This window comes from Nocardioides sp. (assembly GCF_035547795.1).
Classification (GTDB): Bacteria; Actinomycetota; Actinomycetes; order Propionibacteriales; family Nocardioidaceae; genus Nocardioides.
Map to the genome: position 1 here is coordinate 59616 of NZ_DASZUF010000179.1, position 11275 is coordinate 70890.

General features: G+C 71.3%; 16 protein-coding genes. 6 read left to right on the forward strand and 10 right to left on the reverse strand.

Annotated features, from left to right (window positions below; genetic code table 11):
- Nucleotides 1-4 precede the first annotated feature (4 nt).
- Nucleotides 5-628, forward strand: coding sequence for a TetR family transcriptional regulator (locus VHA72_RS13090; RefSeq protein ID WP_325575905.1), 624 nt, complete (start codon nt 5-7; stop codon nt 626-628).
- A gap of 6 nt (nt 629-634) precedes the next feature.
- Here the strand turns inward: VHA72_RS13090 and VHA72_RS13095 are convergent, their stop codons facing one another.
- The 4 genes from VHA72_RS13095 to VHA72_RS13110 all read right to left on the reverse strand — a co-directional run bounded on the left by VHA72_RS13095 (nt 635) and on the right by VHA72_RS13110 (nt 3964).
- Nucleotides 635-1285: an SDR family oxidoreductase gene (locus tag VHA72_RS13095; RefSeq protein ID WP_325575907.1), complete on the reverse strand. Its 651-nt coding sequence runs from the start codon at nt 1283-1285 to the stop codon at nt 635-637.
- Nucleotides 1285-2253 carry a zinc-binding dehydrogenase gene (locus tag VHA72_RS13100; RefSeq protein ID WP_325575909.1) on the reverse strand — a complete coding sequence of 323 codons (969 nt, stop codon included), beginning with the start codon at nt 2251-2253 and terminating at the stop codon, nt 1285-1287. Before VHA72_RS13100 ends, VHA72_RS13095 begins: the two co-directional genes overlap by 1 nt.
- Before the next feature lie 24 nt (nt 2254-2277).
- A complete protein-coding gene (locus VHA72_RS13105; RefSeq protein WP_325575911.1) occupies nt 2278-3456 on the reverse strand; it encodes an NAD(P)-dependent malic enzyme in 1179 nt (392 codons plus the stop codon).
- Nucleotides 3457-3607: 151 nt separating this feature from the next.
- Entirely contained in the window at nt 3608-3964 is a 357-nt protein-coding gene (locus VHA72_RS13110) for a S24 family peptidase (protein ID WP_325575912.1), read from the reverse strand.
- Between the two features lie 52 nt (nt 3965-4016).
- Here VHA72_RS13110 and sodN point away from each other — a divergent pair, with 52 nt between their 5' ends.
- From sodN to VHA72_RS13125, 3 genes are all read left to right on the forward strand, one after another.
- On the forward strand, nt 4017-4418 hold the full coding sequence (gene sodN / locus VHA72_RS13115) for a superoxide dismutase, Ni (RefSeq protein WP_325575914.1): 402 nt from the start codon (nt 4017-4019) through the stop codon (nt 4416-4418).
- 733 nt (nt 4419-5151) lie between these two features.
- Nucleotides 5152-5568 (forward strand): ATP-binding protein, encoded by a 417-nt coding sequence (locus tag VHA72_RS13120; protein WP_325575916.1) that lies wholly within the window; start codon nt 5152-5154, stop codon nt 5566-5568.
- A 1-nt stretch (nt 5569) separates the two neighbouring features.
- Nucleotides 5570-6385 (forward strand): RNA polymerase sigma factor SigF, encoded by an 816-nt coding sequence (locus tag VHA72_RS13125; RefSeq protein WP_325575918.1) that lies wholly within the window; start codon nt 5570-5572, stop codon nt 6383-6385.
- A 5-nt stretch (nt 6386-6390) separates the two neighbouring features.
- On the opposite strand, the gene VHA72_RS13130 is transcribed toward VHA72_RS13125, so the two are convergent.
- Nucleotides 6391-6750, reverse strand: coding sequence for a hypothetical protein (locus tag VHA72_RS13130; protein ID WP_325575920.1), 360 nt, complete (start codon nt 6748-6750; stop codon nt 6391-6393).
- Nucleotides 6751-6940: 190 nt separating this feature from the next.
- Here VHA72_RS13130 and VHA72_RS13135 point away from each other — a divergent pair, with 190 nt between their 5' ends.
- Nucleotides 6941-7195, forward strand: a complete 255-nt coding sequence (locus VHA72_RS13135; RefSeq protein ID WP_325575922.1) for a WhiB family transcriptional regulator — start codon at nt 6941-6943, stop codon at nt 7193-7195.
- Here VHA72_RS13135 and VHA72_RS13140 read toward each other — a convergent pair whose 3' ends face one another.
- Nucleotides 7196-8674, reverse strand: a complete 1479-nt coding sequence (locus tag VHA72_RS13140; RefSeq protein ID WP_325575924.1) for a sensor histidine kinase — start codon at nt 8672-8674, stop codon at nt 7196-7198. It abuts the gene before it with no gap.
- A 39-nt stretch (nt 8675-8713) separates the two neighbouring features.
- On the opposite strand from VHA72_RS13140, the gene VHA72_RS13145 reads away from it, so the two are divergent.
- The gene (locus VHA72_RS13145; protein ID WP_325575926.1) at nt 8714-9535 is read left to right on the forward strand and encodes a DUF2785 domain-containing protein; all 822 of its coding nucleotides are present in this window, start codon (nt 8714-8716) and stop codon (nt 9533-9535) included.
- 56 nt (nt 9536-9591) lie between these two features.
- Here VHA72_RS13145 and VHA72_RS16530 read toward each other — a convergent pair whose 3' ends face one another.
- From VHA72_RS16530 to VHA72_RS13160, 4 genes are all read right to left on the reverse strand, one after another.
- Nucleotides 9592-9666, reverse strand: a complete 75-nt coding sequence (locus VHA72_RS16530; protein WP_370249596.1) for a 50S ribosomal protein bL37 — start codon at nt 9664-9666, stop codon at nt 9592-9594.
- A 78-nt stretch (nt 9667-9744) separates the two neighbouring features.
- Nucleotides 9745-10017: a mycothiol system anti-sigma-R factor gene (rsrA, locus tag VHA72_RS13150; RefSeq protein ID WP_325575928.1), complete on the reverse strand. Its 273-nt coding sequence runs from the start codon at nt 10015-10017 to the stop codon at nt 9745-9747.
- Complete coding sequence (locus tag VHA72_RS13155; RefSeq protein ID WP_325575931.1) at nt 10017-10754, reverse strand: sigma-70 family RNA polymerase sigma factor; 738 nt, start codon at nt 10752-10754, stop codon at nt 10017-10019. Before VHA72_RS13155 ends, rsrA begins: the two co-directional genes overlap by 1 nt.
- 38 nt (nt 10755-10792) lie before the next feature.
- On the reverse strand, nt 10793-11275 hold a 483-nt coding region (locus VHA72_RS13160), incomplete at its 5' end, for an alpha/beta hydrolase family protein (RefSeq protein ID WP_325575929.1).

The following is an 11275-nucleotide window of genomic DNA, read 5'->3' on the forward strand; positions in this document are numbered from 1 at the left end:
GGGCGTGACCGAGGTGGAGAGCCGCGCCGACCGCAAGGAGCGCACCCGCCGTGCGTTGCTCGACGCCGCGCTCGAGCTGGCCGAGGAGTCCAGCCTGACCGGCGTCTCGCTGCGCCAGATGGCCAAGGAGGCGGGCATCGTCCCGACCGCGTTCTACCGGCACTTCGGCTCGCTCGACGACGTCGGCCTGGCCCTGGTGGACGAGTCGTTCGTGTCCCTGCGCGCGATGCTGCGGGAGGTACGCCGCCCCGGGGCCGCCGACGGCGCCGGCGAGATCGTCGACAGGTCGCTGCGCATCCTGCTCGACCACGTGCATCGGCACCGCGCACACTTCGCGTTCATCGCCCGCGAGCGGGCCGCGGGGCCGCCGGTGGTGCGCGAGGCGATCCGACACGAGATCGAGCTGTGCGAGCACGAGCTGGCCACCGACCTGGCCCGGCTGCCCGGCACGCAACAGTGGTCGACCGACGACCTGCACGTGCTGGCCGGGCTGCTGGTGAGCACCGTGGTCGCCACCGCCGAGGAGATCCTGGCCGCCCGTCCCGAGCAGGAGACCCGGCTGCTGGCCACCGCTCGGCGGCGGCTGCTGATGGTCTTCGTCGGCGCCTTCAACTGGCGCTCGAGCTAGGCACGCCTAGTTCGGCCGGACCGACACCTCGGGCAGCTGCGCGTCGCGGGACAGGTCCAGCACCCCCACGATGACCTCGGCGACGGTCTCGGGCCGGATCCAGCGCCCGGCGTCGTACTCCCTGCCCTCCTGGCGGTGCACCTTCTCCTGCATCGCCGTGGCGGTACGGCCAGGGAAGACGCTGGTGACGCGGAGGTCGGGCTCCTCGGCCCGCAGCGCGTCGGCGAGAGCCCGCAGGCCGAACTTCGAGGCCGCGTACGCCGCCCATTCCGGGTTGGCCCGCAGCCCCGAGCCGCTGTTGACGAAGACGACGGTGCCGTATGCCACCCGAAGCTGCGGCAGCACGGCCCGGGTCAGCAGAGCGGGTGCGACCAGGTTGACGGCGACCTGCTCCTGCCATGCCCGGGCGCCTAGGTCGGCGACCGGGCCCAGCTCCACCACCCCGGCGGCGTGGACCAGCCCGTCGAACGCCTCCGGCCACTCGCGCAGCGACTCGATGGCGGCCGCGTCGGCCAGATCGGCGACGACCTCGACGCAGCCTCGGGGCGCGCGACCGGGGCGGCGTACCACTGCCCACACCTCGTCGCCGCGGGCCAGCAGCCGCTCGGCGAGGACGCGGCCGATCCCCGAGCCCGCGCCGGTGACCAGGTGACGCATCAGCGGGTGAAGACGATCTTGCCGAACAGCTCGCCCGCCTCCATCGCCTCGAAGCCCGCCCGGGCCTGCTCCATCGGCAGGGTGCGGTCGATGAGCGGCTTGGTGCCGGTCGCGTCCAGCAGGGAGGCCAGCGAGGCGAGCTCGCCGCGGGTGCCCATGGTGGAGCCGATCACCCGCAGTTGCAGGAAGAAGATGTGGGTCACCATGGCGTCGTCGAGCTGCGGGCCGGACGTCGTACCGCTGATCACGATCGCGCCGCCGGGCTTGAGCGAGCGGATCGAGTGCTCCCAGGTGGCCCGGCCGACGGTCTCCATCACCGCGTCCACCTTGGCCGGTAGCCGTTCGCCGGAGGGGTGCACCTCGTGCGCCCCGATCTCCAGCGCGCGGGCCCGCTTGGCCTCGTCGCGGGACGTGGCGATCACCCGCAGACCGGCCGCGCGGGCCAGCGTGATCAGTGCGGTGGCGACGCCGCCGCCGGCACCCTGGACCAGCACGCTGTCGCCGGCCTTGAGGCCACCTTGGGTGAAGAGCATCCGGTACGCCGTCAACCAGGCCGTCGGCAGGCACGCCGCCTCCTCGAAGGAGAAGCCCTCCGGCAGCGGAATGACATTGCGCCGGGGCACCGCGACCTTCTCGGCGAAGGTGCCCTGGTGCAGCTCGGAGAGCAGCGACCGCTTGGGGTCGGTGGTCTCGTCGCCGGCCCAGTCCGGATCGCTGATCACGGCGTGCACCACGACCGGGCTGCCGTCCTCGTCGTACCCGGCCGCGTCGCAGCCCAGGATCATCGGGAGGCGGTCCTGCTTCAGCCCCTGACCGCGTAGCGACCACAGGTCGTGGTGATTGAGGCTGGCGGCCTTGACGGTGACGGTGGTCCAGCCGTTGGGGACGACGGGGTCGGGGCGCTCCCCCACCACCAGCCCGCCCAGCGGGTCCTCACGGCTGATCTTGTCGGCGTAGACGGCGAACATGGCTCCAACCTAGGCGTCGAACGGTCAGTTGCGGGCGACGCCGTCGCGACGGGCCGCCTCGGCGACCGCGGCGGCCACGGCCGGGCCCACGCGCGGGTCGAACGGCGCCGGGATGACGTAGTCCTCGGCCAGCCTGTCGCCGACCAGGCCGGCCAGTGCCTGCGCAGCGGCCAGTTTCATGCCCTCGGTGATCGCGGTGGCACGTGCGTCGAAGGTGCCCCGGAAGATTCCCGGGAACGCCAGCACGTTGTTGATCTGGTTGGGGAAGTCGGAGCGGCCCGTCGCCACCACCCGCGCGTGGCGGTGCGCGACCTCGGGGTGGATCTCCGGGTTCGGGTTCGCCATCGCGAAGATGATCGCCTCGGGCGCCATGGTGGCCACGATCCCCTCGGGCACGGTGCCACCGGAGACGCCGACGTACACGTCGGCGCCGGCCATCGCCTCGGCGAGGCCCCCGCTGCGACCGGTGCGGTCGGCCGTCACCGCGGCGAGCGCCTTCTTGGCCGGCGTCAGGTCCTCGCGGGAGCTGTGCAGGATGCCCTTGCGGTCGAGGACGACGAGGTCCTTCACGCCGTACTGGAGCAGGATCTTGGCGACCGCGACACCGGCCGCACCGGCGCCCTGGATCACCACCCGGGTGCTCTCCGGGGTCCGGCCGGTCAGCGTGAGCGCGCTGGTCAGCGCGGCGAGCGTGACCACCGCGGTGCCGTGCTGGTCGTCGTGGAAGACCGGGATGTCCAGGCGCTCCTTGAGCCGCTCCTCGATCTCGAAGCAGCGCGGCGCGGAGATGTCCTCCAGGTTGATCCCACCGAAGCTCGGTGCCATCCGCACCACCGTCTCGACGATCTCGTCCACATCGGTGGTCGCCAGACAGATCGGAATGCTGTCCACCCCGCCGAACTGCTTGAACAGCACCGCCTTACCCTCCATCACCGGCATCGCGGCGTCGGGGCCGATGTCGCCCAGGCCCAGCACCGCGGTGCCGTCGGTGACGACCGCGACCGTGTTGGGCACCCAGGTGTAGATCTCCTTGAGCGCGGGATCCTCGGCGATCGCGGTGCACACCCGGGCGACGCCCGGCGGGTAGGCCTTCGACAGCGACTCGCGGTCGTCGACGGCTGCGGTCGCGGCGATGACCATCTTGCCTCCGACGTGGAGGTCGAAGACCGGGTCGCCGGCGTAGGGATGCGTGTTCTCAGTCATGGCGCAACAGCTTCTCGGGAAGACGTGTGGGCGGGCGTCGCGTCGAGGTGGTGTCGCGGGGACCATCCGGCGCGGGGTGTGCACCATCGGGTTCCGGCCAGTTTCGCACAGCCCGGCGGCCGCGTTGAGAGGGTGACGGCTATGGGCTAGGTCACAGCCGCCCTCGGTCCAGGGGCCGCGGTCGCGGCCACAGGCGCAGCAGGGGTACGGCGATGACGTCGGCGTCGGCGACTACCCCCCGGTGGCGTGAGTCCACGCCGCGATCGGGATTGTCGCTGAGCAGCCACCAGCCGCTCGCGCCGGTGCGGGTCCGGCGTCGCTCGACGGCCCGCTTGACCGCGACGGTGCCATCGGCGAAGCGGGCCACGACCAGCCCGCCGGTCCGCGGCGTACGGCGGTAGGAGACCAACAGGACGTCGCCGGGACGCAGTGTCGGCAGCATCGACTCCCCGCTGACACGGGCGAGTCCGATCCGTGGAACGGGTACCAGTACGGAGCGCTGCGGCACGCGAGTAGTGTCGCAGTCAGAACGCACCCGTTCGACGATCGAGAGGATCAGCATGTTCGCGCGCTTGTTCGCCCCCACGCTCCAGGTCTCCGCCCACTGCGACCTGCCGTGTGGCGTCTACGACCCGGCTCAGGCCCGCATCGAGGCCGAGTCCGTCAAGGCCATCATCGCGAAGGCCAACGACAGCTCCGACCCCGACTTCCGCACCCGCGCGGTGCTCATCAAGGAGCAGCGCTCGGAGCTCGTCAAGCACCACCTGTGGGTGCTGTGGACCGACTACTTCAAGGCCCCGCACTTCGAGAAGTACCCGCAGCTTCACACCCTCTTCAACGAGGCCACCAAGCTCGCCGGCGCCTCCGGCACCAAGGGCACCCTCGACGAGGCCGTGGCCGACCAGCTGCTCGCCAAGATCGATGAGATCGCGGAGATCTTCTGGGAGACGAAGAAGGCGTGAGCCTTCCGGGCAGATCGCCTGCCCGCTGAAACGCCGCTTCGACGCCGCCTCGGTCCGCACGGAGTCCCCAGGACTCGGCGGACCGAGCGCGGCGTCGACGCATGTTGCGGGGCGCATGGGGCGAGTCGATCCTCGTCGCGCTCGAGTGAACGATGGGGCGGCGATCCGGGATCCGGGCACGCGGATCGAACGATCGTGCAACAGCCCACCGTCCGTCGCCGGCCCCGCCGATCAAACGATCGTGCAGCGATGCGTGGATCCGGCCCGCCGATCGAACGATCGTCCGATCCTGCCGATCGAACAGTCGTCTCATGATTCGCGGCGTGGCGCACGGATCGAACGCCTGTCGGAGGCCGCACAGCCGTTCAATCGGCGAGAAGCGGGCCCCGGAAGCTGGACGGACGTTCAGATCGCCCACCAGCAGATCGCTCACCAGGCCCGCGCCGGCCGGACCAGATGCTCCGCCGCCACCGCCCACGCAGCGCGCCCCTGACAGGATCCTCGGACATCGATGCCCGAGGTCACGGCCGCCCATGTCCCGTGCCGTCCGTGCCGTCCCTTGCCGCATCGTTGCAGGTCAGGGCAGCATCGTCCGAGGAGTCCTGTTACCGTCAAGCGTGGCCCTCACCGAGACGCGAAGGCCACAGTGACCTCGTTTGGCGGGGCCGGTCTCGGGGTAGGACCCCGGCGACCGGCCCGTCAGCACATCCACGGTCTGCAGAAGGAAGTGACCATGACCCACAGCGGTCCCGGCGCGGGCGATTCGCCTCGCGCCGACGTCGAGCTCCGGGTGCCGGCCGACTCCGCGTACGTTTCCGTGCTGCGCACCACCACTGCTGGCCTGGCCGCCCGGCTCGACTTCACCCTCGATGACATCGAGGATCTCCGGATGGCGGTCGGCGAGGCCAGCGCCATCGTGCTCGACGCGGCCGCGGAGGGGGCCGATCTGACCGCCAGGTTCTGGCTGGGCCAGCGCACCATCACGGTGCGGGTCGAGGCCCCCGGGACCGGTTCGGAGCTGGAGCAGGAGGACGACTTCGCCTGGCAGGTGCTGACCACCCTGGCCGACGAGGCGAAGACCGAGACGGTGGCGGGCACGTTCGCCATCACCCTGCTCGTGACCGCCGCGCCGCTGGAGTCCGGCGTCTGACATGTCCACCCACTCCGTCCGGGACGGCGATGCCGACGTTCCCCGAAGTGCCGCCGTCGAGGAGACCCGGCGTCGGAGCGCGGAGTTGTTCGAGACCCTGCACGGCAGCCCCGCCGGCAGCCCAGCCCATCGCAGTGCCCGCGACGAGCTGATCGCGTTGCACCTGCCGCTGGTGGAGCACTGCGCCCGGCGCTTCCGCAACCGCGGTGAGCCGCACGAGGACCTGGTGCAAGTGGGCACCATCGGGCTGTTGAAGGCGGTCGACCGGTTCGATGCCGAGCGCGGCGTGGAGTTCTCGACGTACGCGACCCCCACGGTGATCGGTGAGATCAAGCGCCACTTCCGGGACAAGGGCTGGGCGATCCGGGTGCCGCGCCGGCTGCAGGAGCTGCGGCTGCAGCTCGGCACCGTCAGCGCCGAGCTCACCCAGTCGCTGGGCCGCTCCCCGACTCCTCGCGAGCTGGCCGAACGGATCGGCTGCACCATCGAGGAGATCGTCGAGGGGCTGGAGTCCGGCAACGCCTACGCGACGCTCTCCCTCGACGCCGGCGACGACGCCGACGACGGGGGACCCGCCAGCATGCTCGACGCGATGGGCGCGGAGGACGAGCACCTGGAGCACGTCGAGATCCGCGAGTCGATCAAGCCGCTGCTGGACGCGCTCGAGGCCCGAGAGAAGAAGATCCTGATGCTGCGGTTCTTCCGCAACATGACGCAGTCACAGATCGCCGAGGAGGTCGGCATCTCGCAGATGCACGTCTCCCGACTGCTCAGCCGCACCCTGGACCAGCTGCGTACGGCGCTCGACCAGGACTGACAAGGTCAGGCGGACTCGTCGGGCTCCAGCGCGTGCAGGCTGGCTGGATGCAGCACGCAGCCGAGGGTGGCCAGCGCGATCACCGCCAGGCCGATCGCGACGGCCACGTTGGCGTCGCGGGAGTCCCAGGCCAGCCCGAGCGCGATCAGCTGGGTGAGCATGATCGGTGCCCGCGCCCAGGAGTGCAGATGCCACAGGCCGAAGGCGCACAGGCCGAGGGCGACGGCGTACGCGAGGAAGAAGATCGCGCTGGTCACCGACATGGTGGAGACGTTCACCAGCACGAGGAACGCCCAGACCAGCAGGACCAGGCCCTGCAGGGCGGCGAGGACGGCGGCGATCGTCAGGTACGGCGGGCGGTGCACCGCGTCAGCCTACGAGGCGGGGCGACGCGGTGAGGAATCCCACCCCGGCAGGCCCTTGTTTAACGCTCCAATAGTTGGAATCCTTGGCAGAGCGCGCGTGAAGGCGTTCACATTCTCGCGCCCGTGCGCATGCGTCAGACGCCGATCGCGTCTGTGCCCAGACATTGAAGGAAGTAGGGATTCCCCGGCCATGGATTGGCGCCACCGTTCCGCCTGTCTCGACGAGGACCCGGAGCTGTTCTTCCCCATCGGGAACACCGGCCCGGCGATCCTGCAGATCGAGGAGGCGAAGGCTGTCTGCCGTCGCTGCGAAGTGCGCGAGCAGTGTCTGCAGTGGGCGCTGGAGGCCGGCCAGGACCATGGGGTCTGGGGCGGCCTGTCCGAGGACGAGCGCCGCGCGCTGAAGCGCCGCAACGCCCGGGCTCGGGTGCGTAGCTCCGTCTGATCACTCCAGCGGTACGTCGATCATCGCACGGGCACCGCTGCCGTGCGGCCGCGGACCCAGGCGCAGAGTGCCCTTGAGCTCGGACTCCACCAGCGTCTTGACGATGGAGAGCCCGAGGTTGGTCGATCGCTCCAGGTCGAAGCCCGGCGGTAGGCCGCCGCCCTCGTCCTCGACGGTGACCTGCAGCCGACCCGCGGGCCGGCGTACCCGCAGGTCGATACGGCCCGGCCCGTCCGCGGGCGGCTGGGCGTAGCCATGCTCGACGGCGTTCTGGAGCAGCTCGGTGACGACCATCGCGAGCGCGGTGGCCACCTCCGAGGGAAGCGACCCAAAGGACCCGTCGCGCTGCACCCGGATCACGGCGCCGACGGCCGAGACCTCGCCGACCATGGTGCCGAGCCGGTCGGCGATCTCGTCGAACTCGACGTACTCCTCCACGGCCTGCTGGCTGAGGATCTCGTGCACCAGGGCGATCGAGCCGACCCGGCGTACCGCCTCGTCCAGGGCGCCCTTGGCGGCCGGCTCGGCGATCCGGCGCGACTGCAGCCGCAGCAGCGCGGCGACGGTCTGCAGGTTGTTCTTCACCCGGTGGTGGATCTCACGGATGGTGGCGTCCTTGGTGACCAGCTCGCGGTCGCGGCGCCGCAGGTCGGTCACGTCCCGGACCAACACCAGCGCGCCGATCCGACCGCCCTGCGGCGCCAACGGGATCGCCCGCACGATCAGCGAGACGCCGTCGGTCTCGATCTCGGTGTCGCGGGAGGCGCGCCCACCCAGGACGGCGCTGAGCGTCTCCTCGTCGGGGCGGTCCCGCGGCGGCACCAGCGCGCGGGTGGTCTCGGCCAGCGACGAGCCGGCCAGGTCGCCGGAGAGGCCGAGCCGGCGGTAGACCGAGAGGGCGTTGGGGCTGGCGTACTCCACCACGCCCTGTGCGTCGACCCGCAGGAAGCCGTCGCCGACCCGCGGGGTGTCGGCGTGGTCGCTGCGCTGCCCAGGTGAGGGAAAGCCACCGGTGGCGATCATCTGGGTCAGGTCGGAGGCGGTCTGCAGGTAGGTGAGCTCGAGCCGGCTGGGGGTGCGTACGCCGAGCAGGTTGGTGTTGCGGCTGAGCACCGCGATGACGCGGTCCTGACGGCGCACCGGGATGGTCTCCACCCGCACCGGCACGTCGTCGCGCCACTCCGGGTCGCCCTCGCGCACCAACCGGCCCTGGGCCAGTGCCTCGTCCAGCACCGGACGACGGCCGGAGGGGATGAACGTGCCGACCACGTCGTCGACGTACGCCGTGGGGCCGGTGGTCGGCCGCATCTGGCCCGCCGCCCAGAAGCCCTTGCCCTCGTGGTCGGGCAGCCACAGCACGAGATCGGCGAAGGACAGGTCGGCGACGATCTGCCAGTCCGCCATCAGCAACTGCAGCCACCCGACGTCGTCGGCGTCGAGATCGGTATGGCTGCGGGCGAGCTCGGGCAGCGAGGGCACGGCGACAGCGTAGAGCGCGCGATCTGAGAGGATGGAGGCATGTCCGGGTCCTACTGGGAGCAGGTGCGCGCCACGGGCCTGCTCGTGCCCGCCGACCGGCCGCTGGGCGACCTCACCGCCGAGCTGACCCGGATGCTGGGCGATCCGGACCCGGACGTCCGCGACGGTCTCGCCTACCCGACCCTGGCGACCTGGATCTCCCGCGGCGTGTACGACGACCTCCTCACCGGCCTCGGCGACGGCATGGCGGCCGGGCTGCGGGTCGGCCTGGGCGAGAGCGGGACCGACACCGTCTTCCGGCGCAGCTTCTCCGCGCTGGTGCTCGCCGAGTGCATCGCTCGGGACAACGACCGGCCGCTGGTGCCGGGCGGCAAGGTGCTGGAGTGGGGTGACCGGATCGCGACCTGGCTACTGCGCGAGCGCGACCTGCGCGCCTTCGTGCCGAAGCGCGGGTGGGCGCACGCGGTCGCCCACGGCGCCGACGCGCTGGCGACGCTGGCCGCCTCGCCGCACGTGGCCACCCCGGAGCTCACCGTGATCCTCGACGTGGTCGCCGACCGGGTGCTGACGCCCACCTCGACGCCCTATGCCCACGGCGAGGCGGACCGGCTGGCTCGCGCCGTACTGGCGGTGCTGCAGCGGGAGAAGGTGCCGCTGACGGTGCTCGAGCCGTGGGTGGCCCGGGTCGGTGCGCCCACCACCTCACCCTCCCCCGACGCCGGCAACGCCGAGGCGTTCCTGCGCGCGCTCTACCTCCAGCTCGCGCTCGGCCCGCGGCCGCCGGCGGTGCGCGCCGACCTGCTGCTGGTGCTGGTCGACGTACTCCGGCAGCGCAACGCCGACTTCCTGGCCCGCGCCTGAGATGCAGCGAGCCCCGGACCGGTGACCGGTCAGGGGCTCGGTGCGATCAGCTGAGCTCAGCTGTTGGGGCGCTTGCCGTGGTTCGCGCCCTTCTTGCGGCGCGCGCGGCGCTTGCGGCCGGTCTTGCCCATGGTGTCCTCCTGGGATCGGTACGTCTCGCCCACGAAGGGCACGGACCAGTCTCTCAAACGACCAGCCGGATCGGCGAATCAGGCCTCGCGGATCTCCACCCGCACCTGCTCCAGGCGCAGCATGATCTTGGCGCGCAGGTCGCCCGGGGCCACCTCGGAGCACGAGCGCGCGACGACCTGCTTGACGGTGCGCTGCAGGTCGTACTTGGCCAGGCACGGGTTGCAGGTGTCGAGGTGGGCGCGGACCGCCGAGCAGTCCGCCTCGTCGAGCTCGTTGTCGATGAAGTAGACGATCTGTTCGAGGTAGTCGGCGCACTCGGCCGGCGTCACCTCGGTGTGCTCGTGCGCCATCACTTGCTCCCGTCCCGACCCGCGGACAGCAGGTCGTTGGCGCGGACGTAGTCGGACAGCAGGTCGCGCAGCTGGCGGCGGCCGCGGTGCAGCCGCGACATGACGGTCCCGATCGGCGTGTCCATGATCTCGGCGATCTCCTTGTAGGCGAAGCCCTCGACGTCGGCGAGGTAGACCGCGAGCCGGAACTCCTCGGGCAGACGCTGTAGCGCCTCCTTGACCTGGGAGTCGGGCAGGTGCTCGAGCGCCTCGGTCTCCGCCGACTTCAGGCCGGAGGAGCTGTGCGACTCGGCACGCGCGAGCTGCCAGTCCTCGACGTCCTCAGACATCGACTGCTGGGGCTCGCGCTGCTTCTTGCGGTAGCTGTTGATGAAGGTGTTGGTGAGGATCCGGTACAGCCAGGCCTTGAGGTTGGTGCCCGGCCTGAACTGGTGGAAGGAGGAGTACGCCTTGGCGAAGGTCTCCTGCACCAGGTCCTCGGCGTCGGCGGGGTTGCGGGTCATCCGCATCGCCGCCGAGTAGAGCTGGTCGAGGAAGGGCAGCGCGTCCCGCTCGAAGCGCGTCGCGCGCTCCGCGTCGGTCTCCGTCGCCGGGTCCACGACAGCATCCGCGGACCGCTCCTCGTGGGAGAGCCCGGCGGTCAGGTCATCGAAGGTGTCACTCATCGCACCCCAGCCTACGCGGCCGGGCACGTCGACACGCGACGTCTCCGAGGGGCGGTCGAGGCAGGCGATCATGCCGGTGGAACGCGTGCGCACCGCGGCTCATTCCCCGCTCACGCGCGGGCGCCGACGACCTCACGCACCAGCCACTCGAGTGTCGACTCGACCAGGATGGCGTCCGCCTCCTCCTCGGTCACGCCCCCGCGCTTGGGCACCCTCAGGCCATGATCGGCACCCGGTACGACGACCAGATCGACCCCGTCCAGGTCCGGCGGGAACTCCTCCGGCCGGCCCATCGGATCCCGCTCCCCCTGCACCACCAGGGTCGGTACGCCGACGCCGGCGAGCTCCTCCACTCGACTCTTCTTGGCGCCGGTCGCTGCGCTCCCCGCCTGCTTTGCAACCGACTTGCCCGGCGGGTGCAGCGGGAAGGCCAGCGCCAGGCAGCCGGCCGCGCCCAGCGACTTCGCGGTCCGGGCCGCGGAGCGGGCGCCGGCGGAGCGACCGCCCACCACCAGCGGGGTGCGGATCCGCAGCTGGTCGACCACCGCGGTCAGGCCCTCGTCGAGGGTCTTCGGCGCCGAGGCGACCGGTCG

Excerpts from the sequence above, each read along its gene's own strand:
- VHA72_RS13100 (WP_325575909.1), bottom strand. The coding sequence starts at position 2,253 with ATGTTCGCCGTCTACGCCGACAAGATCAGCCGTGAGGACCCGCTGGGC.
- VHA72_RS13120 (WP_325575916.1), top strand. The coding sequence starts at position 5,152 with ATGACCCACAGCGGTCCCGGCGCGGGCGATTCGCCTCGCGCCGACGTC.
- VHA72_RS13105 (WP_325575911.1), bottom strand. The coding sequence starts at position 3,456 with ATGACTGAGAACACGCATCCCTACGCCGGCGACCCGGTCTTCGACCTC.
- VHA72_RS13155 (WP_325575931.1), bottom strand. The coding sequence starts at position 10,754 with ATGATCGCCTGCCTCGACCGCCCCTCGGAGACGTCGCGTGTCGACGTG.
- VHA72_RS13135 (WP_325575922.1), top strand. The coding sequence starts at position 6,941 with ATGGATTGGCGCCACCGTTCCGCCTGTCTCGACGAGGACCCGGAGCTG.
- sodN (WP_325575914.1), top strand. The coding sequence starts at position 4,017 with ATGTTCGCGCGCTTGTTCGCCCCCACGCTCCAGGTCTCCGCCCACTGC.
- VHA72_RS13145 (WP_325575926.1), top strand. The coding sequence starts at position 8,714 with ATGTCCGGGTCCTACTGGGAGCAGGTGCGCGCCACGGGCCTGCTCGTG.
- VHA72_RS13095 (WP_325575907.1), bottom strand. The coding sequence starts at position 1,285 with ATGCGTCACCTGGTCACCGGCGCGGGCTCGGGGATCGGCCGCGTCCTC.
- rsrA (WP_325575928.1), bottom strand. The coding sequence starts at position 10,017 with ATGGCGCACGAGCACACCGAGGTGACGCCGGCCGAGTGCGCCGACTAC.
- VHA72_RS13125 (WP_325575918.1), top strand. The coding sequence starts at position 5,570 with ATGTCCACCCACTCCGTCCGGGACGGCGATGCCGACGTTCCCCGAAGT.